Raw genomic sequence first — 21345 nt, forward strand, 5'->3', positions numbered from 1 at the left:
CTGCCAGTTTGCCTGTCGGTGCCGTCCTAGACTCGGTGCCTTGACCATGGACATCACGAACCCGCACCCCGCCCTCCCGTCCGTCGCGACCCCTTCCGTCCTCCCGGAGGGAGCGTCCACGGTCGGCCTGTCCGCGTGGGCCGACGTCGACCTCGGTGCCATCCGCGACAACGTCGCCGAGCTCGCCCGCCGGGCCGGTGACGCCGCGGTCATGGCCGTCATCAAGGGTGACGCCTACGGCCACGGCCTCGTCCCCGTCGCCGGGGCAGCCATCGCCGGTGGAGCGACCCACCTCGGTGTCGCCCAGCTCGGCGAGGCCCTCGCCGCCCGCGCGGCCGGGGTGAGCGCGCCGATCCTCACCTGGATCTTCCCCCCGGGCGCCGACCTCGCCGCTGCGATCCACGCCGACCTCACCCTCTCTGCCGGAGCCCCGTGGGCGCTGGCCGAGATCGCTGCGGCGGCTCGCGCCACCGGCACGACCGCGCGCGTCCACATCAAGGTCGACACCGGGCTCGGCCGCGGCGGGGCCTGGCACGACGACCTCGCCGGCATGCTCGTCGACGCGGCCCGGCTCGAAGCCGAGGGCGTCGTCGACGTCGAGGGGATCTTCTCCCACTTCGCCTACGCGGACTCCCCGGACCACCCGACGGTCCGCGCGCAGCAGGAGACCTTCCTCGCGATCGTGGCGGATGCCGAGCGCGCCGGTCTGCGCCCTCGCATCCGGCACATCGCCAACTCGGCGGCCACGCTGACCAACCCCTCCGCCCACCTCGACATGGTGCGTCCGGGCGTCTCGGTCTACGGGCTGAGCCCCGTGCCCCACATCGGTGGTCCCACCCACTTCGGCCTGCGTGAGGCGATGCGGGTCACCGCCCGCCTCATCGCGGTCAAGGACTGCCCGGCCGGGCAAGGCGTCTCCTACGGTCACCTCTACACGACGAAGGGGGACACCCGCTTGGGCCTCGTCCCCCTCGGCTACGCCGACGGCATCCCGCGCCACGCGACCGGCGTCGGCCCGATGCAGGTCCACGGCACGCGCTACACCGTCGCCGGTCGGGTCTGCATGGACCAGATCGTCCTCGACCTCGGCCCGGACAGCCCGGCGCAGGCCGGTGACGAGGTCATCCTGATCGGTCGTGAGTCGCAGGGTGAGCCGACCGCTCAGGACTGGGCCGCGGCCATCGACACCATCAACTACGAGATCGTCACCCGGCTGGGCCCCCGCGTCCCGCGTCGCTACCTGGAAGGGTCCTGATGGACGAGCAGCACAAGGGCAAGCAGGTCGGCCGAGCGGCGGCCACGGGCCTCGGTCTGGCGGCCGCCGCCGTCGGCGGGGTCGCCATCGCGGGTGCCGGGCTGGCCGGCAGGACCGCCGTCAGGCGCTCGCGTGCCTACGCCGTCACCGGCCGCGACAAGGTGCACGTCTTCCCCTTCGTCGCGGACAAGGTGGTGGCGGTCCCCGCCAACGACGGCGTCGTCCTGCACGCCGAGATCGACGAGCCCGACGGGTGGACGCCGGTGGCGGGCCCGACGGTCGTCCTGGTCCACGGCTTCGTGCTCAACCTCAGCTCGTGGGTGCACCAGCGCCGCGGGCTCGTCGACGCCGGGTACCGGGTCGTCAGCTATGACCAGCGCAACCACGGCGTCTCCGAGTCCGGGGACCTGGCCCGCTGCACCATCGACCAGCTCGGCAAGGACCTGCGGGCGGTCATCGACGCCACCACGCCGGACGGCGATCTCGTCCTCGTCGGGCACTCGATGGGCGGCATGACGATCATGAGCTTCGCCGGGCGCTACCCCGAGCTGACCCGTGACCGGGTGACCGGCGCCGCCCTCATCGCGACGAGCGCGGGCGGCGACAGCCTCGTGCAGCTCGGCCTGGGCATGACCTTCGACCGGATCATCGCGAAGCTGGGCCCCGGGTTCCTCGACGGGCTCGGCCAGCGCGAGGGCGTGTGGGGTGGCCTGCGGGCCATCGGACGGGGCGTCGAGAACCACTTCGTGCAGAAGTACGCCTTCGGCACCGAGATGCCCAAGGAGATGCTCCGCGCGGTCGCGACGATGGTTTTCGGCACCCGGCTGGACGCCATCGGTGCCTTCCTGCCCGAGCTCGACGAGCTCGACGTGCGCGAGAGCCTGCCGGGGCTGGTCGAGACGCCCATGCTCATCGTGGCCGGGTCCAAGGACGTCCTGACACCGCCCCAGCACAGCGAGCGCCTGGCCGAGGCCCTCCCCGCGGCCGAGTTCATCGTCATCCCGGGCGTCGGGCACCTGCTCCAGCTGGAGCGCCCCGGGCCGGTGACCGATGCGGTCCTCGCGCTGCTCGAGCGACCCCGCGGTGTCGACGCGGAGAAGGACGCCGAGCGGGCCAAGGCGGCCGTGCGGGGGCAGTCGGCGTGAGTGTGCTCCTGACCGACGCCGAGGACACCGTGGCGCTGGGCAGGCGGCTGGCCGGGTTGCTGCGGGCCGGTGATCTCGTGGTGCTCACCGGGGGACTGGGTGCCGGCAAGACGACCTTGACCCGCGGCCTGGGCGAGGGGCTGGGGGTGCGGGGAGCGGTCACCTCGCCGACCTTCGTCATCTCGCGGGTGCACCCATCGCTCGTCGGGGGACCGGAGCTGGTCCACGTCGATGCCTACCGGCTCGGTGGCACGGCCGAGCTGGACGACCTCGACCTCGACGCCGACCTGGAGGCTGCCGTGACCGTCGTCGAGTGGGGCGAGGGGCTCGCCGAGGGGCTGGCCGACGACCGGCTCGAGATGACCCTCGTCGCCGACCCGGCCACCGAGCAGCGACGGCTCGACGTGCGTGCGGTCGGCCCACGCTGGGAGGGCACCGACATCGAGTCAGCACTGCGTGGCGAAGGGGGAGCCGCATGAGGATCCTCGCGATGGACACCGCGACCTCGGCGATCACGATCGCCGTCCACGACGGTGAGACGGTCCTCGCCGCTCGCTCCACGATCGACGCCCGGCGGCACACCGAGCTGCTCGCCCCGCTGGTCCTGGAGGCGCTCGCTGCCGCGAGCACCACCGCCGGCGAGATCACCCACGTCGCGGTCGGTACCGGCCCGGGGCCCTTCACCGGTCTGCGGGTCGGCCTCGTCACGGCGCACACCTTCGCCCATGCCCGCGGGATCGCCGTGCACGGCGTCTGCTCGCTCGATGCGCTGGCCGCAGCGGCGGCGCGGCAGGGGCACGAGGGTGACCTGCTCGTGGCCACGGACGCCCGCCGCAAGGAGGTCTACTGGGCCCGGTACCGCTGTGCCGCAGGGCAGGCGAGCGCGTTCGACCAGCCCACGGTGACCAAGCCGGCCGACCTGCCCGACGACGTGCGGGCACTCCCCACCGTCGGTCGGGGTCCCGGGCTCTACCCCGAGCTGCTGCCGCACGCCCTCGCTCCGGGCGGCCTCGACCTCCTCGACGTCGACGCCGGCGTCCTCGCCGGCGTCGCGGTCGCCCGCATCGCGGCCGGTGAGGAGATGCCGATCGAGCCCCTCTACCTGCGCCGGCCCGACGCGGTGGCTGCCGCACCTCACCCCAAGTCGTCGCTGGGGTCCTCGCCCCGCCAGCAGCAGCGAGACCTGCGCCGCGCGGCCGCGCGCGAAGCGCGGGGCGGGGAGGCCACCCAGTGACCACGGTGACGGGGCCCCCCCTTCGAGGCTCGCGCCCGGGGGCGCTCGCACCTCAGGACGGCGCCTTCGCGCTGCGTGAGGTGCGCTGGCAGGACCTCTCGGTGCTCGCCGACCACGAGAGCGACCTCTTCGGCAGCGAGGCGTGGACCGTCCGGTCCTGGTGGGGTGAGCTGGCCGGACGTCCGCGAAGGGAGTACCTCCTCGCCGAGGACGAGGCCGGCATCGCCGGCTACGCGGGGATCGACCACGCCGGTGACATCAGCGACGTCATGACGATCGCGACCCTGCCGCGCGCCCGCCGCACCGGCCTGGGGCGCCGACTGCTCGACGAGCTCGTCACCCGGTCCCGTGCCGCTGGGGCGGAGCGACTGCTCCTCGAGGTTCGTGAGGACAATGCCGCGGCCCGCGGACTCTACGCCGCACGCGGTTTCACGCTGGTGCAGACCCGTCGCGGCTACTACCCGGGCGGGGTCGACGCACTCGTCCTCGCCCTCGACCTGACGACGACTAAGGACGCAGCATGAAGGACGCCCCTCTGGTCCTGGGCATCGAGACCTCCTGCGACGAGACCGGTGTCGGCATCGTGCACGGCACCGAGCTGCTCTTCGACGCGATCGCCTCGAGCGTCGACGAGCACGCCCGCTTCGGCGGCGTCGTGCCCGAGGTCGCCTCGCGGGCGCACCTGGAGGCGATGGTCCCGACCATCGAGCGCGCCTGCCGCGAGGCCGGCGTCGCGCTGTCCGACCTCGACGGGATCTCGGTGACCTCGGGACCCGGTCTGGCCGGTGCCCTCATGGTCGGGGTCGCGTCCGCCAAGGCACTTGCCGTGGCCCTCGGCAAGCCGCTCTACGGCGTCAACCACCTGGCCAGCCACGTCGCCGTCGACATCGTCGAGCACGGCCCGCTGCCCGAGCCGACGATGGCGATGCTCGTCAGCGGCGGGCACTCCTCGCTCCTGCTCGTCCCCGACGTCACGCACGACATCCGCAGCCTCGGGGCGACGATCGACGACGCCGCCGGCGAGGCCTTCGACAAGGTCGCGCGCGTCCTCGGCCTGCCCTTCCCCGGCGGGCCGCACATCGACCGCGCGGCGAGCGACGGGCAGATCACCATCGACTTCCCGCGCGGTCTGTCCAGCCGCAAGGACATGGAGCGCCACCGCTTCGACTTCTCCTTCTCCGGGCTCAAGACCGCGGTCACCCGCTGGGTCCAGTCCGAGCAGGCCGCCGGGCGCGACGTGCCCGTCGCCGACGTCGCCGCGTCCTTCCAGGAGGCGGTCGTCGACATCCTCACGCGCAAGGCCGTGCTCGCCTGTACCGAGTACGACGTCGCCGCCCTGCAGGTGGGCGGTGGGGTCGCTGCCAACACGCGGCTGCGGGCGATGACCCAGCAGCGGTGCGACGAGGCCGGGATCCTGCTGCGCATCCCGCGACCCGGCCTGTGCACCGACAACGGCGCGATGGTCGCGAGCCTCGGTGTCCAGATGATGCTCAAGGGCCGACCGGCCAGCGACCTCTCGCTGCCGGCGGACAGCTCGCTGCCCGTGACCGACGTGCAGACCGGGCTCCCGGTGCACGTCGACCACGACCACGCGCACTAGCCCGCCGGGACGAGCCGCGGCGACGCGACCGAGGGGTCGGGCTCAGCCGCAGCGCAGCAGGCCCATGTCCTCCTTGAGGGTGAGCACCCGGGTGACCGAGGCGGTCACCTGCTGGGCGAAGGCGGGATCTCCCTTCGCCGTGGTCTGGATGGCGGTGACCATGGTGCTCACCTGGGCCGGGTCGGCGGTGAGCACGATGTCGCCGCCAGCGGCGATGAACTTCGTGGCGCGCTCACCCACCGGCGTCGCCGAGACGGCCTTGGCCGCGCCCACGTCGTCGGTGATGGCGACCCCGTCGAAGCCCATCTCGTCGCGCAGCATGCCGGTCACGATCTTGCGGGAGAAGAGCGCCGGCTTCTCGCCGTCGATCTTGGGGTAGTGGGCCGACCCGACCATGACGATCCGGGTGCCACCCTCGATGTTCTTGGCGAAGGGGGCGAGGTGGGGGTCGGTGGTCGTCGCCACCGTGTCACTGATGCCGGTCGCCGTCAGGTCGGTGTTGCCGGTGATCCGGCCGATGCCGGGGAAGTGCTTGACGGTCGGCTCGACCCCCGCGTCCTGCATCCCCTGGGCGAAGGCGAGCGCGCCCTTGCCTGCTGCCGCAGGGGTCGAGCCGTACTCGCGACCCCACTTGCCGATCGGCTCGTTGGCGCGACCGATCTCCGCGGGCACGGTGTCGGCGACGGGCGCGAGGTTGACGTTGACCCCGGCCTGCTTCAGCTCGCTGCCCCAGGCCTTGGCAGAGGCGCGCAGCTGCGGGTCCTTGGCCTGCTCGAGGCCGGAGGGCATCGAGGTGAAGCCGGCGCCGGTCAGCTGCTGGACCTCACCACCCTCCTGGTCGGCGGAGACGAGCATGCCGACCTTGGTGCCCTTGACGGTCGGGGAGACCTCCTGCAGGTGGCTGCTCGCGGCTGCCACGGTGGAGGCGCCCTGCCACCCGCCGAGGTAGAGCATCGAGCCGAGTCCCTGCTGGCTGATCGCGGCGTCCAGGCCGGTGGGGGAGCCGGGCTGCATGGCCGCCATGAGCAGCTGACCCGCCTGCTGGGTCGGGGTCATCGCATCGCGCACCGTGCTCACACAGGCGCTGGCCTTCGGGCCGGTCGCAGTGGTGCTCGCCGAGGCCGAGCTGCTCGAGGACGTACGGGAGCTGCTCGACGACGACGGCGCCGTGGTGGAGGACTCGGAGGAGGAGGACGTCGCGCTCGTCGAGGACGTGGCGGAGGAGGTGGAGGTAGAGGTGGTCGCGCCCCCTCCGGTGTCGGATCCGCACCCGACGAGGGCGAGGACGGCCAGGCCGGCGGCGGCGCGGGGCAGGTGACTGGAGCGGGTCGGCATGCCCGCAGGCTACCTGCGGGCAGCGGCTCACCGACGCTCGAGACCCACAAACCACATGAGCCACACGAGTACCAGCAGCCTCGTGGGCCACTCTCGTCACTCTTTGCGCTACCTTGGGGTGACCTGTCTGTCGTCTGGGAGGGCGTTGTGCGTACACACGCTGTGATTTTCCGGTGGTTCATGGCCACCGCGTTGGCCATCTTCACCGGGTTCGCGATGGCGCCAGCGGCGTCCGCGGCCGAGATCGAGTCGGGTGGGCCGCTGACCTCGATCAACATCTCGCCGCTGCTCAACTGCGATGTGCGCCATCAGGGCGATGTCAACGGCGAGTGGTTCGACGACGTCGCCTGCGGCACCTTCGTCTCCTTCGACGGCAGGCTCTACGGACCCGAGGAGCTGCCGGCTGGCTCAGGCGCGACCTCGGTCGACAACTACGTCCCCTTCACCGCGATCACGCAGAGCGGGATGACGGGCACGGGGACCAGCTCCGACCCCTTCGCGATCACCACCAAGGTGGGGCTCGGCGACACGGGCGCGACGCTCACCCAGGTCGACTCCTACGTCAGCGGCGCGACCGCCTACCGCACCGACATCAACCTCACCGGTGGTGCCACCAGCGGCAACGCGGTGGTCTACCGCGGCGGGGACTGCTTCCTGCAGGACAGCGACCTCGGCCTCGGTCAGGTGCTCGACGGCAACGCGCCGGTGTGCAAGGCGCAGCCCGACTCCGACAACCCCGACCGCGTCGAGGGCTTCCGGCCCCTCACGAGCGGGGCCGCATACGCCGAGGGGACCTTCGGTGAGGTCTGGCGTCTCATCGGCACCGGGGCCATGCTGCCCAACACCTGTCGCTGCGACGAGCAGGTCGACAACGGCATCGCCATCTCCTGGGCGCGCGACCTCTCCCAGGGCGCTACCGTCACCCTGTCGAGCCTGACCTTCTTCTCTCCTCAGGGCACGACCCCGCTGACGGTCACCAAGACCGTTGACCGGGCGCAGGCCACGGCCGGCTCCGAGGTGACCTACGCGATCACGTTGACCAACGACGGCGCCACGGCACAGGAGATCACGTCGGTGACCGACTCCCTTCCCGAGGGCTTCACCTACGTGCCGGGCTCGACCAGCGGCCTGACCGCCACCGACCCGACGGGCACCTCCGACCTGACCTGGACGGGTGACTTCGAGGTCCCGGCTGCCGGCGACGACGGTCCGGGTACCGCGACCCTGAACTTCCGGGCCACGGTCTCCGACGTCCCGGGGACCTACACCAACTCGGCTGGCGCCGAGGGGCCCGGCGCCACCGTGGTCACGGCCGACGACACCGCTCCGGTGACCGTCGTCGCGGCGACCGCCACGAGCACGTCGACCACCTCGACCTCGACCTCGTCGTCGACCACCTCGACCTCGACCTCGTCGTCGACCACCTCGACCTCGCCGACGAGCTCCTCGTCGACCACGTCGAGCGAGACGGCCGAGCCCACGTCGACCGCGACCACGTCGACCACCACGACGCAGCCCACGGCCACGATCTCGCCCGAGGGACCGCAGACCCCCGACAAGGTCCAGACCGACGGCGGGCCCATGCGCTCCGGGCTCGGTGACGCCGGACTGTGGCTCTTCGGAGGCGCGGGTGGTCTGGCGCTGCTCCTCGCACTGCGTTGGACCGTCGTGCGACCGATCCGCCGCCACTGAGCGGCGGTCCAGCCCGACTGACCGACGAGGCCTGCAGGAGCACCGGCTCCTGTGGGCCTCGTCGTGCGTGGGGCAGCGCGGCGGCGGGAGGGCCGGCTGCGAGAGGTCAGGAGTCCGGGGGACGGACCACGAGGACGGTCTGGGCCCCGGCGACGCGGGTCAGCACGATCGTCGCGCTCTCGCCGCTGCCGGCGTCGCGGCCGATCCTCAGCTGCTTGCGCAGCTGGTCCTCGTCCAGGCGGATACCGCGCTTCTTGACGGTGAGCCCGGTGATGTTGCGTTGACGCAGCCAGGAGCGCAGGCCCTTGACGGAGAAGGGCATCGCCTCGAGGACCTCGAACCGCCGGGCGTGGCCCAGGTCGAGCGCGAGGTCGCTGGTGACGTAGCCGAGACCGGCCTCGAGCTCCATGCCCGACACTGCGCCGGTGACAGTGCCGATGAGCCCGGCGCGGTTGACCGCGCGGTCGCCCTCGTAGAGCCAGCGTCCGATGTCGTCGATCGACCCGGCGGCAGCCGGGTCGTCCTCGCAGGTGCGCTGATCGACCTCGACCGGTGGGGCTCCCTTCCTCAGGACGCGGGCGCTACGGCCGGCCTCCTTGACGAGCGGGCCCCACCACACGGCGCACTCCAGGACCGTGCCCTGCCACGAGGTCCACTGCGCCTCGGTACCCAGCGGCGGGATGTCGTGGGGAAGGGAGGGGGAGAGCTTCGCGCCCGTCGCCGGGACGTCGCGGGCGACCGAGAGGACGAAGTCCCACGACGGCGAGATCTCGTCGAGGCGGAAGACGCGGCGGGTGCGTCCGGACCGGTCGGTGACGCCCGGCGTCCGGCGCGCGGGGTCGAGCCACACCCCGGCTCGTGAGTGCAGGGGGTCCACCGGGGCGTCGAAGTCCTCGGCCACGCCGGTGCGGGCGCGGCTGTCGGGCCACGGGCGCAGGTTGACGTCGGCGATCGCCGCAGTCAGAGGGTCGGCGTCCACGCCGTGGACCGTGACGCCGAGGGCGCTCATCGCCATGGCGTCGGATCCGATGCCGCACCCGAGATCGTGGACCGTGGCCAGGCTGGCTGCGGCATACCGACCGGCGTGGGTGGCGGCGACCTCGAGCCGGCTGGACTGCTCGAGGCCGTCGGGGGTGAAGAGCATCCCCTCGGCGAAATCGCCGAACTTGTCGCGGGCGCGGCCCTGCAGGCGCTTTTGCGTCAGGAGCGCGGACACCTGGTCAGGTGAGAGGCCCGTGCCTCGCAGCCGGGTTGCCTGGGTGACGGCGTCGCCCTCGGTGTAGTCGGGCAGATCGTGCAGGGCAGCGTGTCCCTCGGGGGAGGCCAGCCAGCGCACGGTCGTCAGTTCCACGTCGCCCATTGTCACGTACATGTGCGGAATTGGCACTCAGGTTGACCGAGTGCCAGCGTCGGCCTAGATTTGCTCTTGGCACTCACCACTGGCGAGTGCCAGAACGCTACGGCTGGTCGACCCCCGCGACGGCGCCCGGCCCGGCACCCAAGAACTCAATTTCACGACCCTCACTTAAAGGAGTCAGCGTGTCGGTTTCCATCAAGCCGCTCGAGGACCGCATCGTGGTCCAGTCCGTCGAGGCCGAGCGGACCACCGCATCCGGTCTCGTCATCCCGGACACTGCCAAGGAAAAGCCCCAGGAGGGCGAGGTCGTTGCGATCGGCCCCGGCCGCTTCAACGACGCCGGCGAGCGTGTCCCCATGGACATCGCGGTCGGTGACCGCGTCGTCTACTCCAAGTACGGCGGCACCGAGATCAAGCACGGCGGTACGGAGTACCTCATCCTCAGCGCCCGCGACGTGCTCGCGATCGTTTCCTGAACCAGAGCACAACGCATGTAGCTGACGCCCCGGGTGCGGCCCCTCCCGGGCCCACCGGGGCGTCGCTCCATTTCCCCCCTTCGCAGCATTTTTAAGGACAAACATGGCCAAGGAACTGGAGTTCAACGACTCCGCCCGTGACGCCCTCCAGCGTGGCGTCGACCAGCTCGCCAATGCCGTCAAGGTGACGCTCGGCCCCAAGGGCCGCAATGTCGTCATCGACAAGGCCTGGGGTGCGCCGACCATCACCAACGATGGTGTGACCATCGCTCGTGAGATCGAGCTCGAGGACCCGTACGAAAACCTGGGTGCCCAGCTCGCCAAGGAGGTCGCCACCAAGACCAACGACGTCGCCGGTGACGGCACGACGACCGCGACCGTCCTCGCCCAGGCCATGGTCAAGGAGGGCCTGCGCAATGTTGCCGCGGGCGCTGCCCCGTCCGGCCTCAAGCGCGGCATCGACAAGGCCGTCGAGGCCGTCGCCGGTCGCCTGCTCGAGATCGCCCGCGAGGTCGACGGCAAGGACGAGATCGCCCAGGTCGCGTCCCTCTCCGCCCAGGACCAGGGCATCGGCGCCACCATCGCCGAGGCCTTCGACAAGGTCGGCAAGGACGGCGTCATCACCGTCGAGGAGTCCTCGACCGCCGAGACCTCGCTCGACTTCACCGAGGGCATGCAGTTCGACAAGGGCTACATCAGCCCGTACTTCGTCACCGACCCGGAGCGCATGGAGGGTGTCCTCGAGGACGCCTACGTCCTGATCAACCAGGGCAAGATCTCCACGATCCAGGACATCCTCCCGGTGCTGGAGAAGGTCGTCCAGTCCGGCAAGCCGCTGCTGATCATCGCCGAGGACATCGACGGCGAGGCCCTGTCGACCCTCGTGGTCAACAAGCTCAAGGGCATCTTCAACGTCGCGGCCGTCAAGGCCCCCGGCTTCGGCGACCGCCGCAAGGCGATGCTGCAGGACATGGCCATCCTCACCGGTGGCCAGGTCATCGCCGAGGAGGTCGGGCTCAAGCTCGACCAGGTCTCCCTCGAGGACCTCGGCCAGGCACGTCGCGTCGTCGTCACGAAGGACAACACGACGATCATCGACGGCCAGGGCGACGGTGGCGAGGTCACCGGTCGGGTCAACCAGATCAAGGCCGAGATCGAGCGCACCGACTCCGACTGGGACCGCGAGAAGCTCCAGGAGCGCCTCGCCAAGCTCGCCGGTGGCGTCTGCGTCATCCAGGTCGGTGCCCACACCGAGGTCGAGCTCAAGGAGAAGAAGCACCGGATCGAGGACGCGATCTCCGCGACCCGTGCGGCGATCGAGGAGGGCATCGTCGCTGGCGGTGGCTCCTCGCTGGCCCACGCCGTCGCCGTCCTCGACGACCTCGCGCTCGAGGGCGACGAGAAGGTCGGGGCCAACATCGTGCGCACCGCCGCGGTCGAGCCCCTGCGCTGGATCGCCGAGAACGCCGGCCTCGAGGGCTATGTCGCCGTCGCCAAGGTGCAGGAGCTGACCCCCGGTCAGGGCCTGAACGCCGCGACGGGCGAGTACGGCGACCTCATCGGCCAGGGCGTCATCGACCCGGTCAAGGTCACCCGCTCGGCGCTCATCAACGCCGCGTCGATCGCCTCGATGGTCCTGACCACCGACGCCCTCGTCGTGGAGAAGAAGGAGGAGGAGCCCGAGGCTGCCGGCCACGGACACTCCCACTGATCTCCTGATCTGACCCGGAGGGGGTCGCCCACCAGCTGGTGGGCGACCCCCTTCGTCATGCTCGTCAGCGAGTTCGCCGCAATCGACAGGCACTACTTTCGTGGGTCCGGGATGGCAGCTAGGAGGTCCTGAGCAAGGAAGGCGACAGACATCGAGACGTTGCCTGGGTCACCTACCCCTGCCTCTGCTCGTCCGGCCATCATCGACCCGAGCGCCTCCGGCCCATCTGCGAAGAGTTGGCGGAGATAGGTGAGCGCCTGCCGCGTGCTCTCGCCTGCGATCTCTTCATCGAGCAGTCGCCGTACGGTCGCGGCCATGTCCGAGGTGGTCGTTGCGACCAGGAGCCGGTAGCTGTCGTGGGCGTCCTTGTCGTTGAGGCGGTCCGGGGTGTGGAGACGCTCGCCCAGCTTGTGCATCTTCGCGATGAGGAGTGCCGCGGGGCCTGCGACATTGATGGAGGCGCTTCGCCCGTCGCCGTCGAGCGAGTTGACTGTCATGGGCGAGTGATCGACGACAGATGCTTCCAAACCGGCTGCCCGTCGAGCGGAGTTCTTGTCATGTGGCGGGACCTGCACGCTTCGCCGAGCATGTCCGCCAGCCAGCACCTCGGGAATCATGAGGTCGACGGGGATGCCTCGCGGTGAAATCCAGGCACCAGGCTGCTTGCTGGTCGGATTGATGATGAAGCCTGCTCGCGCCATCGCCTCCTCGAGAAGGGGGTCCTCGCCGAGGCTGCGGGGGTCGATCGCCAGGTCGGAGTCCTTGGTTGCTTCCGCGAGTGCGAAGGACGCGGCGCCGGTCCGAAGGTAGATTGCTTGTGCGCCGATCAAGATGATCGAGTCATGGTGGGCATCGAGCGCGATGACCGCGTCCAGTAGGGCGGCGCGGGCTTCAACGATCAAGTTGTCGTCGCCAGTCATCTGGGTTCTCCTTCATCCACGCGATCAGGAACTCGCCTTCCGAGGGGTTGCGGCCGGGTCCGCCGAGCAGGTCCGCCGCGGACTGGCTCGGAGCAACGATCGTGATGCCTTGCCAAGTGGTCGAGCGGGCGTAGACGACGGGAGATCTCGGAGAAGCGACGATGACGTTGGCTCCGGTCTCCACCGGACGGAGACCGAGCGTGGTCGCCAGCGTCTCCGGCTCGGTCGTATACAGCAGTGCGAGTCGAGGCTCTGCGTACGGCGCGTACGGCTGTGCAGCCAAGGAGCCGCTCACTGCGTAGGACTGCCCTTCGGTCAGCCCTCGAAGCTTTGTTGCGAGGGCGTCGATGCCGCGGGGCTCGAGATAGCCGCGGGTGCTGTTCGTGTCGAGGAAGGGAGCATCCTGGCTCCAGCGCCGCAGGAGCTCGGGCCAGTCCACGGTTGTTACTGGTCCGCGGCTCTCCCGCGTGATCAGGCCTTCGTTCGTCAGGTAATCGACCAGCCGGTAGGCGGCGCCGATTGATGTCCCCGCGACGTTGGCCAGCTCGGGCACCGTGAGTGGTGGTACGTAGTCGGCAAGTGCTCGAACCATCAGCGCGGCGGGGAGGCCTTTGAGGCTGGCAGTTGGTCGGCCGGCGCGCCGCCAGGGGTCGGTCGTCGCGCCGCGGTCGGCGATGAGAACCAGCGGGTCCTCTGCGCGGAGGAAGATGTTTCCTGTGGCGTCCATGTAGGAGACGCCTCGTTCGCGGAGCAGGTCCTGGATCTGCCTGCTGAGATAGCGGGTCGCGAGCATCCACGGGCCGCGCTCCTTGCTCTCCTGGCGGGCGGGAGGCCCGCTGACGTAGCGCTGCTGGTCCAAGAGGGAGAGCACGCCGGCGCGGGTGATGGATCGCTTGACCTCGACTCGGAAGGTGAGGGCGGATGAGTCGGATCGCCGGAGTTTGAGGATGGCATCGGTTTTTGGATCGGAGCTGGTGGAGAGGTCTACGTACCAGTCCGGCGGCAGGGTCGCCTGCAACCGCCCGCCTGCTTGCAGCATGACATCTCGTTCGGAAAGGGGCTGGGGGCCGTATCCGTCGGAGGGCATGATCAGTGTGCGCCGCTGGGTCGACATTTCTCGATAATAGCAAAGTTCCGTCAAGGGCGGAGGGTCGTAGTTTCCAGAAATTACACGCGCGTGTGGATTCGCGTCCAGGCGAGTGCAAGGTCTGGTGGGAGGCCGATCATCCGATCGCCCACCACGCACTCAACTCGCGGGAAGGAATGCCTGAACGAATCTCTTGACACAATCTATTCACACAGTGAATAGTGGCGTCATGACAACGGGGCACGTACTCATGGGGCTGCTGAGCAGGGGGCCGCAGCACGGGTACGACCTCAAACGTCATCACGACGAGCTGCTCCCGGCGGCGCGACCCATGGCCTTCGGTCAGGTGTACGCGGCGCTGGGGCGGCTCGCCGGCAAGGGATTAGTGACCCAGGTGGCCACCGAGCAGGACTCCGGTCCGGAGCGGGTCGTCTACGAGCTGACGCCGGCCGGTCGTGAAGAGGTCGGGGAGTGGGCTGCAGAGGCTGACGGTCCTGGGGACCACGTCGCCAACCCGCTCGCGACCAAGATCGCCGTCGCCCTGCTCGTGGGTGGCGAGCCGGCCGCAGTGGCCTTCCTGCGCCGCCAGCGCACGGCTCACCTGGAGCGCATGCGGGTACTGACCCGTGACAAGCGCGAGGCGAAGGGGGACCTGCACCGGGTCCTCGCCGCCGACTACGCACTGAGCCACCTCGATGCTGACGTCCGGTGGATGGAGGACGCGCTCGAGCGCGTCCACGACCTCGAAGGGGACCGATGATGATGACGCTGCACAGCGAGGGGCATGCCCTCGCCATCTCAGCGACGGGGGTCGACCACGATTACGGCAAGCGCCCGGCGCTGCATGGGGTCGACCTGTCCGTCGCGGCCGGAGAGATGGTGGCCGTCACCGGACCCAGCGGCTCGGGCAAGTCCACGCTCCTCCACGCACTGTCTGGTGTCCTCCGCCCGGGCGAAGGGGAGGTCCGCCTCGGTGAGCACGTGGTCACCTCGATGAGCGAGGACGCGCGCTCGCGGCTGCGCCGGACCGATGTGGGCGTGCTCTTCCAGTTCGGTCAGCTCATCGACGAGCTGACCCTTGCCGAAAATGTCGCGTTGCCGCTTCTGCTGGAGCGTCGCAAGCGGGACGACGCGCTCGCGACGGCGAAGGCGTGGTTGGCCAGGGTCGACGTGGTGGACCTCGCTGACGAGCTGCCGGGTGAGGTGAGTGGCGGCCAGGCCCAGCGGGTCGCTCTCGCACGGGCGCTCGTGACCAATCCGGGGGTGCTCTTCGCCGACGAGCCGACCGGAGCGCTGGACTCGCGGGCGGGGGATTCGGCCATGGAGCTGATCTCTGACATCGCCGCCGAAGAAGGGCTCACCGTCGTGCTGGTCACGCATGACGCGCGCATCGCGGCATACGCCGACCGCGAGGTCGTCCTGCGCGACGGGCGCGTCGATGCCGACGAGAGCGTGGGTGCGCGGTGAGCCTGTCCTGGGTCGAGGCGACCCGGCTCGCATCGAAGGGGGGACCAGCCGATCGGTTGCGGAGGTGGTTGATCGCGGGGTGTGCGGCGCTCGGAACGCTCCTGACATCAGCGATTGTCAGCATTCCCAGCTTTTGGAGCTCCAACGACAGCGTGTCGGTTGAGTCGATGCTGGGCTTTGTCGTCGGTGACCGTGACATCGGGATCGGGGCGATGGTGGGCTTGTCCCTGTTGGTGGTCATCGTCATCCACCTGACGGCGACGGCTGCGGCGTTTGGCGCCCCTGCACGCGACCGACGTCTTGCCGCCATGCGTGCAGCAGGGGCAACCGGGGACGATGTCTCGGCGGTGCAACGGGTCGAGGCCCACATGTGGAGCCTCCCGGGGGTCCTCGTCGGCCTGGGCCTGTTCTACCTGCTGATGTCCGTGGTGGTCCCACGGTTCACGGTGGCGTTCGTGCAGGGGTATGACGACGAGGCGAGGGTGGAGCAGCTCCCGGTCTTGATCATGAAGGACTGGCCGCATCCCCTTGCCGTCGTCGGGGCAGCGCTCCTGGTGCCGATCCTGCTGGCATGGATCGTCCCCATGGTCGGGCGCACCCCGGGGACCGGCAGCGCGATTCGGCGCGAGGGTCGCGCGCATCGATCTCCATGGGTGGCGATCACCCTGGTGGGCACCTACATCGCCGCCATCGTCATCGTGGTCGGACTCTTGGTGCTGGTCCGCCTGCAGGAGTCCGCGATGGCGCAGGCAGCGATGGCAGGGGTGCTCATGGTGACCCCGCTCGTGCTGGTCCTCAATGTCGTCGCGACCCTTGCTTGGTCTGCCGAGGGGCTGACCAGTTGGATGGGGCGATTGCTGTGCGGTCGGAGTTCGGCGACCTCGGTTTTGGCAGGTCGCATGATGCAGGCGCGACCCTCACTCGCGACACGAACCGCGGTATCGCTCGTCCTGGTCGCCCTCGTCGGTGGTCTGGCCGTGTCCTTGCGTAGCAGCGCGGGGAGCGTGACTGTCCACAATGCCGAGGTCAACGGGTACTCGGCGGACGAGTTCGGAGGGGTTCTTCCCTTCGACGTCGTCTATTTCACCGCTTCCGTCGACGCAGTGCAGGTGCTGACGGTTGTGGCCGGATGTCTGGGAGCGGTGGGTTTCCTGGTGGCAGTGGCCGATCAGGTGTCGCGTCGTGGCAGTGGTCTGGCCAGACAGGTCGCGCTCGGAGTCCCACGAGGTGTGCTGCGGCGTTCACTCGTCATCGAGGTGGTGGCGCCTGTGAGCGTCATGGTCAGCATCGCGATGGCGGTCGGTGTGGCGGCCCCGATGGGCTTGGCGATGAGCGCCTCGGACGCGGTCATCGTGGACGCGATGCACTGGGGACGTCTTGCCGGACTGTGGGTCCTGCTGGTCGGTGGGGCCACGCTGGCAGCCTGGGTCGGAGGGTTCGCCCTTCCCCGCACCTCTGACCCGCAGCGCATCCGCGATCGCGAGTGACCCCCTTCGTCATGCCTTGAGCCCTGCATTGCCGTGGGGGAATGCAGACTCAAGACCCACCCACGCAAAGAGAGGTGGTGGCGACCGGCAATCCGGTCGCCACCACCTCTCGTCGTGGAAAGGGAGGAGGGTCAGGTCGTGACGATGACCCGGACCTCGACGGTCTCCTCGAGGTCGCGCAGGCGCTGCTCGGTGTCGGCGGGGAGGGTGCTGGCCAGGTCGGTCACGGCGTAGCCGTACTCGCCCTTGGTGCTCAGCTGCTGGCTGTCGATGTTGACATCGCCCTCGGACAGGATCGTGTTGACCCGCGCCAGGACTCCCGGGACGTTCTTGTGCAGGTGGAGGATGCGGGTTCCGCCCTGCGCGACGGGCGCGGCGACGGCGGGGACGTTGACCGACATGGTCGTCGCGCCGCTGGTCGCCCAGTCGCGCAGCTTGCCGGAGACATAGCGCCCGATGTCAAGCTGCGCCTCCTCGGTGGAGCCACCGATGTGCGGGGTGAGGATGACATTGGGGATGCCCTGCAGGCAGTTCTCGAAGGGGTCGCCCGCCTTCTTGGGCTCGCTGGGGAAGACGTCGATGGCGGCGCCCGCGATGTGCCCGGAGACCAGGCTGTCGCGCAGGGCCTCGAGGTCGACGACGAAGCCGCGCGAGAGGTTGAGGAAGAGGCTGCGGGGACGCATCTTGGCGAACTGCTCGGCCCCGAAGTTGCCGGCGTTGCCCGCCCGACCGTCGACGTGGAGCGTGATCGTCTCGCAGGTCTCGAGCAGCTCGTCGAGGGTGTCGACCTTCTTGGCGTTGCCGAGGGGGAGCTTGTCCTCGAGGTCGTAGAAGGAGACGTGCATGCCGAAGGCCTCGGCGACCACGGACAGCTGGGCGCCGATGTTGCCGTAACCGATGATGCCGAGCGTGCGGCCGCGGACCTCGTGGGCCCCCTTCGCCGACTTGTCCCAGACGCCGGCGTGCAACGCGGTGCTCTTGTCCGTCAGGTGACGGGCCAGCGAGATGATCTCGCCGAGGGCCAGCTCGACGACGCTGCGTGTGTTGGAGAAGGGAGCGTTGAAGACCACGGTGCCGACCTGGGCGGCCGCATCGAGGTCGATCTGGTTGGTGCCGATGCAGAAGGCGCCGACGACCTTCAGCTCCGGGCGGGCCTCGAGCACGGCCCGCGTCACATGCGTCTTGGAGCGGATGCCGACCATGTCGACCCCCTCCAGCGCAGCGATCAGCTCGGCCTCGTCGAGCGCGCCGGAGCGGGTCTCGACCTCGAACCCGGCGTCGGTCAGCGCATCACGGGCAGCGTCATGGATGTTTTCGAGCAGCAGCACCTTCACGCTCAGCAGGGTATGCCCGCACCCCGTGTGACCTGGCACGCGCCCGCCATCCGGAACCCCGGGACTGCTGGGCGGAACCGAAAGCCCACGGACGCAAGGCTGCTGACTAGGGTGTGGCCATGCGTCTCCTTGGTGTCCTCGGCGGTATGGGCTGGTCTGCGACGGCGGAGTACTACCGCCGCCTCAACGAAGGGGTCGACGCGCGTCTCGGCGGGTTGCACAGCGCCCGGGTGCTCATCCACAGCGTCGACTTCCAGCCGATCGACGACGCGGAGAACGCCGGTGACTGGGACGCGATGGCCGAGGTCCTCGTCGACGCGGCCAAGGGGCTGCAGGCCGGGGGAGCCGAGGGCTTCCTCCTGGCGGCCAACACGATGCACGCCGTGGCCGACCGGATCGAGGAGTCCGTCGACATCCCCTTCCTCCACATCGCCAAGGCGACCGCGAGTCGGGTCGAGGCCTCGCACCAGCGCAAGGTCGGGCTCGTCGCCACGGCGACGACGATGGCGGGGGACTTCTACACCACGCCCTTCGAGCAGCGGGGGATCGACGTGATCCTGCCGGAGGAGGGCGAGCGCCCCGAGGTCGACCGGATCATCTACGAAGAGCTGGTCCACGGCGTCATCAAGGACTCCTCGCGCCGTGAGCTGCGCGCGATCATGCGCGGGATGGCCGACCGGGGCGCCGAGTGCGTCGTCCTGGCCGGCACCGAGATCGGCCTGCTCATCGACGAGGACGACTGCCCGGTGCCGATGCACGACACGACGGCCATCCACGTGGACCGGGCGCTGGACTGGATGCTGACCGAGGGCTGAGCGTCCGTCGTCGTCCCTTCGAGACGCTTGCTGCGCAAGCTCCTCAGGGAGCGGGGACGCGAAAGTCCTCAGGAGTGGAGAGACGCAATCCTCTTGGAGCGGGGGGGGCGAAGTCCTCAGGGGCCGTGGTCACCAGGGGACGTCGATCTCGGCCTCTCCGGTGACGACCTCGATCTGCTGGCCGGCGAGCTCGACGATGCTGCCGGCGCTGATCTGCGCGCCGCGGCGGGTCTCGGGAGCGCCGTCGACGCTCACCTGGCCGGCTGCGATGACCTCACGGGCCATGGCGCCGTCCTCCACGAGCCCGGCGAGCTTGAGCAGCTGGCCGAGGCGGATCGACTCGTCGCGGATGTGGACCGGTTCGGGAGATGTCACCCGACCAGCCTAGATCGCGAAGGGGGGCGGCTCAGCCAGCGAGGCCGGCGCTGGCGATGTCGCGCTCGGCGAGCAGGAGCTGCCGCTCGTCCTCGGTGAGGCCGCCCCAGACGCCGAAGGGCTCACGGATGGCCAAGGCGTGGTCGCGGCATGCCGTGATGACGGGGCAGCCGGCGCAGACCTCCTTGGCCGCGGCGTCGCGAAGCCGTCGGGCGGCTCCTCGCTCACCGTCGGGGTGGTAGAAGGACTCGCTGCCGATGTCGCGGCAGGCACCCTCGAACTGCCACTCCCACAGGTCTGCAACCGGTCCAGGCGCGCTGTCGACGTGTCCCATATCTTCCTCCGTGCATCAAGCTGTCGGCGGGCGCCGTTCCCCGCTTCTGATGGCCAACCTAAGGAGATCGATGCCAACAGAGGTCGTACAGAAGGTATGGATTGGCCCCGGAAATCAGGGATTTGGTCAGGAGATGGTCAGGTCCGGAGGCGCTGTGACGGTGGCTTAGGATAGGGAAATGGATTTCGGTGACCCGACGGACCGTGACGACACCGGGGCCGTGGGCCCGGACCCCTTCACCAAGGTCGGTCTGACGTATGACGACGTGCTCCTCCTCCCCGGGTACAGCGAGCTGGCACCCGGCGACCTCGACACCACGAGCCGCCTGACGCGGGAGATCAGCCTGAAGACGCCGCTCATCTCGGCGGCGATGGACACCGTCACCGAGTCGCGGATGGCGATCGCGATGGCTCGCCAGGGCGGGATCGGTGTCCTGCACCGCAACCTGTCGATCGAGGACCAGGCCTACCAGGTCGACCTCGTGAAGCGGACGCAGACCGGCATGATCACCAACCCGGTCGTCATCGGTCCGGACGCGACCCTCGACGACCTCGACCAGCGCTGCGGCGAGTACCGCGTCTCGGGTCTGCCGGTCGTCGACGGTGACAACGTGCTGATCGGCATCATCACCAACCGCGACCTGCGCTTCACCCCCGTCGCCGAGTGGTCGACCACCATCGTGCGCGACGTCATGACGAACATGCCCCTCATCACGGCCCCCGTGGGCATCTCCAACGAGGACGCCACACTCCTGCTGCGGCAGCACAAGCGCGAGCGGCTGCCGATCGTCGACGACCAGGGCCGCCTCGCCGGGCTCATCACCGTCAAGGACTTCGTCAAGAGCGAGCAGTTCCCCAACGCGAGCAAGGACGGCCAGGGTCGGCTCCTCGTCGGTGCCGCGATCGGCTACTTCGGCGACGCCTGGGAGCGCGCGACGACGCTCATCGACGCCGGCGTCGACGTCCTCGTCGCCGACACCGCCCACGGCCACGTCAAGCTCCTGCTCGAGATGTGCGAGCGGCTGAAGAAGGACCCGGCCACTCGGCACGTCCAGGTCATCGGTGGCAATGTCGCCACCCGCGAGGGTGCCCAGGCGTTCATCGACGTGGGTGTCGACGCGATCAAGGTGGGTGTCGGGCCGGGCTCGATCTGCACCACCCGCATCGTCACCGGGGTCGGAGCCCCTCAGGTCACGGCCGTCTACGACGCGTCGCTCGCCGCCCGTCCGGCTGGTGTCCCGGTCATCGCCGACGGTGGCCTGCAGCAGTCCGGTGACATCGCCAAGGCGATCGTCGCCGGCGCCGAGACCGTCATGGTCGGCTCGATGCTGGCCGGCTGCGAGGAGAGCCCCGGCGAGCTGATCTTCGTCAACGGCAAGCAGTTCAAGGCCTACCGCGGCATGGGCAGCCTCGGTGCGATGAGCAGCCGTGGCAAGAAGTCCTTCTCCAAGGACCGCTACTTCCAGGCCGAGGTCACCAGCGACGACCAGCTCGTGCCCGAGGGCGTCGAGGGCCGGGTCTCCTACCGCGGCACGCTCGCACAGGTCGCCCACCAGATGGTCGGCGGGCTGCGGCAGTCGATGTTCTACGTCGGCGCCGGCACCGTCCCCGAGCTGCAGGCCAAGGGCAAGTTCGTGCGGATCACCTCGGCCTCGCTCAAGGAGAGCCACCCGCACGACATCCAGGGCGTCGTCGAGGCACCCAACTACAGCCTCGGCTGAC

22 protein-coding genes are annotated in these 21345 nt (G+C 69.7%); 15 read left to right on the top strand and 7 right to left on the bottom strand.

The genetic code is table 11. The features are described 5' to 3' along the window. The first annotated feature begins 46 nt into the window (after positions 1-46). The 6 genes from alr to tsaD are packed head-to-tail and all read left to right on the top strand — an operon-like array spanning position 47 to position 5234. The gene (alr, locus tag EXU32_RS02330) at positions 47-1255 is read left to right on the top strand and encodes an alanine racemase (RefSeq protein ID WP_130628446.1); all 1209 of its coding nucleotides are present in this window, start codon (positions 47-49) and stop codon (positions 1253-1255) included. Next, positions 1255-2400 carry an alpha/beta fold hydrolase gene (locus EXU32_RS02335; protein ID WP_130628447.1) on the top strand — a complete coding sequence of 382 codons (1146 nt, stop codon included), beginning with the start codon at positions 1255-1257 and terminating at the stop codon, positions 2398-2400. The genes alr and EXU32_RS02335 overlap by 1 nt, the downstream gene beginning before the upstream one ends. After that, positions 2397-2879, top strand: a complete 483-nt coding sequence (gene tsaE / locus EXU32_RS02340) for a tRNA (adenosine(37)-N6)-threonylcarbamoyltransferase complex ATPase subunit type 1 TsaE (protein ID WP_130628448.1) — start codon at positions 2397-2399, stop codon at positions 2877-2879. The genes EXU32_RS02335 and tsaE overlap by 4 nt, the downstream gene beginning before the upstream one ends. Beyond that, the gene (gene tsaB, locus EXU32_RS02345; protein ID WP_130628449.1) at positions 2876-3634 is read left to right on the top strand and encodes a tRNA (adenosine(37)-N6)-threonylcarbamoyltransferase complex dimerization subunit type 1 TsaB; all 759 of its coding nucleotides are present in this window, start codon (positions 2876-2878) and stop codon (positions 3632-3634) included. The genes tsaE and tsaB overlap by 4 nt, the downstream gene beginning before the upstream one ends. Then, positions 3631-4158, top strand: coding sequence for a GNAT family N-acetyltransferase (locus tag EXU32_RS02350; RefSeq protein ID WP_242612858.1), 528 nt, complete (start codon positions 3631-3633; stop codon positions 4156-4158). Before tsaB ends, EXU32_RS02350 begins: the two co-directional genes overlap by 4 nt. Further along, positions 4155-5234 carry a tRNA (adenosine(37)-N6)-threonylcarbamoyltransferase complex transferase subunit TsaD gene (gene tsaD / locus EXU32_RS02355; protein WP_130628450.1) on the top strand — a complete coding sequence of 360 codons (1080 nt, stop codon included), beginning with the start codon at positions 4155-4157 and terminating at the stop codon, positions 5232-5234. Before EXU32_RS02350 ends, tsaD begins: the two co-directional genes overlap by 4 nt. 42 nt (positions 5235-5276) lie before the next feature. Here tsaD and EXU32_RS02360 read toward each other — a convergent pair whose 3' ends face one another. Further along, positions 5277-6290 carry a glycoside hydrolase family 3 N-terminal domain-containing protein gene (locus tag EXU32_RS02360; RefSeq protein ID WP_130628451.1) on the bottom strand — a complete coding sequence of 338 codons (1014 nt, stop codon included), beginning with the start codon at positions 6288-6290 and terminating at the stop codon, positions 5277-5279. A 13-nt stretch (positions 6291-6303) separates the two neighbouring features. Between EXU32_RS02360 and EXU32_RS02365 the strand changes: the two genes are divergently transcribed. Both EXU32_RS02365 and EXU32_RS02370 read left to right on the top strand, forming a co-directional pair. After that, positions 6304-6552, top strand: a complete 249-nt coding sequence (locus EXU32_RS02365; RefSeq protein WP_130628452.1) for a hypothetical protein — start codon at positions 6304-6306, stop codon at positions 6550-6552. Between the two features lie 197 nt (positions 6553-6749). Next, the gene (locus EXU32_RS02370; RefSeq protein WP_130628453.1) at positions 6750-8261 is read left to right on the top strand and encodes a DUF11 domain-containing protein; all 1512 of its coding nucleotides are present in this window, start codon (positions 6750-6752) and stop codon (positions 8259-8261) included. Between the two features lie 106 nt (positions 8262-8367). Here the strand turns inward: EXU32_RS02370 and EXU32_RS02375 are convergent, their stop codons facing one another. Then, positions 8368-9612, bottom strand: a complete 1245-nt coding sequence (locus EXU32_RS02375; RefSeq protein ID WP_130628454.1) for a class I SAM-dependent methyltransferase — start codon at positions 9610-9612, stop codon at positions 8368-8370. A 188-nt stretch (positions 9613-9800) separates the two neighbouring features. Between EXU32_RS02375 and groES the strand changes: the two genes are divergently transcribed. Both groES and groL read left to right on the top strand, forming a co-directional pair. Continuing rightward, the gene (gene groES, locus EXU32_RS02380) at positions 9801-10094 is read left to right on the top strand and encodes a co-chaperone GroES (RefSeq protein WP_130628455.1); all 294 of its coding nucleotides are present in this window, start codon (positions 9801-9803) and stop codon (positions 10092-10094) included. A 103-nt stretch (positions 10095-10197) separates the two neighbouring features. Further along, positions 10198-11805, top strand: coding sequence for a chaperonin GroEL (gene groL, locus EXU32_RS02385; protein ID WP_130628456.1), 1608 nt, complete (start codon positions 10198-10200; stop codon positions 11803-11805). 92 nt (positions 11806-11897) lie between these two features. Here groL and EXU32_RS02390 read toward each other — a convergent pair whose 3' ends face one another. Both EXU32_RS02390 and EXU32_RS02395 read right to left on the bottom strand, forming a co-directional pair. Beyond that, positions 11898-12725, bottom strand: coding sequence for a GSU2403 family nucleotidyltransferase fold protein (locus EXU32_RS02390; protein WP_130628457.1), 828 nt, complete (start codon positions 12723-12725; stop codon positions 11898-11900). Further along, a complete protein-coding gene (locus tag EXU32_RS02395) occupies positions 12697-13839 on the bottom strand; it encodes a helix-turn-helix domain-containing protein (protein WP_130628458.1) in 1143 nt (380 codons plus the stop codon). The genes EXU32_RS02390 and EXU32_RS02395 overlap by 29 nt, the downstream gene beginning before the upstream one ends. A gap of 202 nt (positions 13840-14041) precedes the next feature. Here EXU32_RS02395 and EXU32_RS02400 point away from each other — a divergent pair, with 202 nt between their 5' ends. The 3 genes from EXU32_RS02400 to EXU32_RS02410 are packed head-to-tail and all read left to right on the top strand — an operon-like array spanning position 14042 to position 16766. Next, on the top strand, positions 14042-14572 hold the full coding sequence (locus EXU32_RS02400; RefSeq protein ID WP_130628459.1) for a helix-turn-helix transcriptional regulator: 531 nt from the start codon (positions 14042-14044) through the stop codon (positions 14570-14572). Further along, positions 14569-15279, top strand: a complete 711-nt coding sequence (locus EXU32_RS02405) for an ABC transporter ATP-binding protein (protein ID WP_242612859.1) — start codon at positions 14569-14571, stop codon at positions 15277-15279. Before EXU32_RS02400 ends, EXU32_RS02405 begins: the two co-directional genes overlap by 4 nt. Then, positions 15276-16766, top strand: a complete 1491-nt coding sequence (locus tag EXU32_RS02410; RefSeq protein WP_130628460.1) for an FtsX-like permease family protein — start codon at positions 15276-15278, stop codon at positions 16764-16766. Before EXU32_RS02405 ends, EXU32_RS02410 begins: the two co-directional genes overlap by 4 nt. Positions 16767-16897: 131 nt before the next feature. Here the strand turns inward: EXU32_RS02410 and serA are convergent, their stop codons facing one another. Then, on the bottom strand, positions 16898-18100 hold the full coding sequence (gene serA / locus EXU32_RS02415) for a phosphoglycerate dehydrogenase (RefSeq protein WP_130628461.1): 1203 nt from the start codon (positions 18098-18100) through the stop codon (positions 16898-16900). Positions 18101-18219: 119 nt separating this feature from the next. Between serA and EXU32_RS02420 the strand changes: the two genes are divergently transcribed. Then, positions 18220-18915, top strand: a complete 696-nt coding sequence (locus EXU32_RS02420) for an aspartate/glutamate racemase family protein (RefSeq protein WP_130628462.1) — start codon at positions 18220-18222, stop codon at positions 18913-18915. A 129-nt stretch (positions 18916-19044) separates the two neighbouring features. Here EXU32_RS02420 and EXU32_RS02425 read toward each other — a convergent pair whose 3' ends face one another. After that, positions 19045-19290 (bottom strand): RNA-binding S4 domain-containing protein, encoded by a 246-nt coding sequence (locus EXU32_RS02425; protein ID WP_130628463.1) that lies wholly within the window; start codon positions 19288-19290, stop codon positions 19045-19047. Between the two features lie 31 nt (positions 19291-19321). After that, complete coding sequence (locus tag EXU32_RS02430) at positions 19322-19624, bottom strand: WhiB family transcriptional regulator (RefSeq protein WP_130628464.1); 303 nt, start codon at positions 19622-19624, stop codon at positions 19322-19324. Positions 19625-19802: 178 nt separating this feature from the next. On the opposite strand from EXU32_RS02430, the gene guaB reads away from it, so the two are divergent. Further along, positions 19803-21344, top strand: a complete 1542-nt coding sequence (gene guaB, locus EXU32_RS02435; RefSeq protein ID WP_207233862.1) for an IMP dehydrogenase — start codon at positions 19803-19805, stop codon at positions 21342-21344. Position 21345 lies beyond the last annotated feature (1 nt).

This window comes from Janibacter limosus, assembly GCF_004295485.1.
In the GTDB taxonomy this organism is placed as follows: Bacteria; Actinomycetota; Actinomycetes; order Actinomycetales; family Dermatophilaceae; genus Janibacter; species Janibacter limosus_A.

Coding starts and splice junctions, on each gene's coding strand:
- tsaD (WP_130628450.1), top strand. CDS start 4,155: ATGAAGGACGCCCCTCTGGTCCTGGGCATCGAGACCTCCTGCGACGAG.
- EXU32_RS02360 (WP_130628451.1), bottom strand. CDS start 6,290: ATGACCCCGACCCAGCAGGCGGGTCAGCTGCTCATGGCGGCCATGCAG.
- EXU32_RS02395 (WP_130628458.1), bottom strand. CDS start 13,839: ATGTCGACCCAGCGGCGCACACTGATCATGCCCTCCGACGGATACGGC.
- EXU32_RS02430 (WP_130628464.1), bottom strand. CDS start 19,624: ATGGGACACGTCGACAGCGCGCCTGGACCGGTTGCAGACCTGTGGGAG.
- EXU32_RS02335 (WP_130628447.1), top strand. CDS start 1,255: ATGGACGAGCAGCACAAGGGCAAGCAGGTCGGCCGAGCGGCGGCCACG.
- tsaB (WP_130628449.1), top strand. CDS start 2,876: ATGAGGATCCTCGCGATGGACACCGCGACCTCGGCGATCACGATCGCC.
- EXU32_RS02420 (WP_130628462.1), top strand. CDS start 18,220: ATGCGTCTCCTTGGTGTCCTCGGCGGTATGGGCTGGTCTGCGACGGCG.
- EXU32_RS02390 (WP_130628457.1), bottom strand. CDS start 12,725: ATGACTGGCGACGACAACTTGATCGTTGAAGCCCGCGCCGCCCTACTG.
- EXU32_RS02400 (WP_130628459.1), top strand. CDS start 14,042: ATGACAACGGGGCACGTACTCATGGGGCTGCTGAGCAGGGGGCCGCAG.
- groL (WP_130628456.1), top strand. CDS start 10,198: ATGGCCAAGGAACTGGAGTTCAACGACTCCGCCCGTGACGCCCTCCAG.
- alr (WP_130628446.1), top strand. CDS start 47: ATGGACATCACGAACCCGCACCCCGCCCTCCCGTCCGTCGCGACCCCT.
- EXU32_RS02405 (WP_242612859.1), top strand. CDS start 14,569: ATGATGATGACGCTGCACAGCGAGGGGCATGCCCTCGCCATCTCAGCG.
- guaB (WP_207233862.1), top strand. CDS start 19,803: ATGGATTTCGGTGACCCGACGGACCGTGACGACACCGGGGCCGTGGGC.
- EXU32_RS02370 (WP_130628453.1), top strand. CDS start 6,750: ATGGCCACCGCGTTGGCCATCTTCACCGGGTTCGCGATGGCGCCAGCG.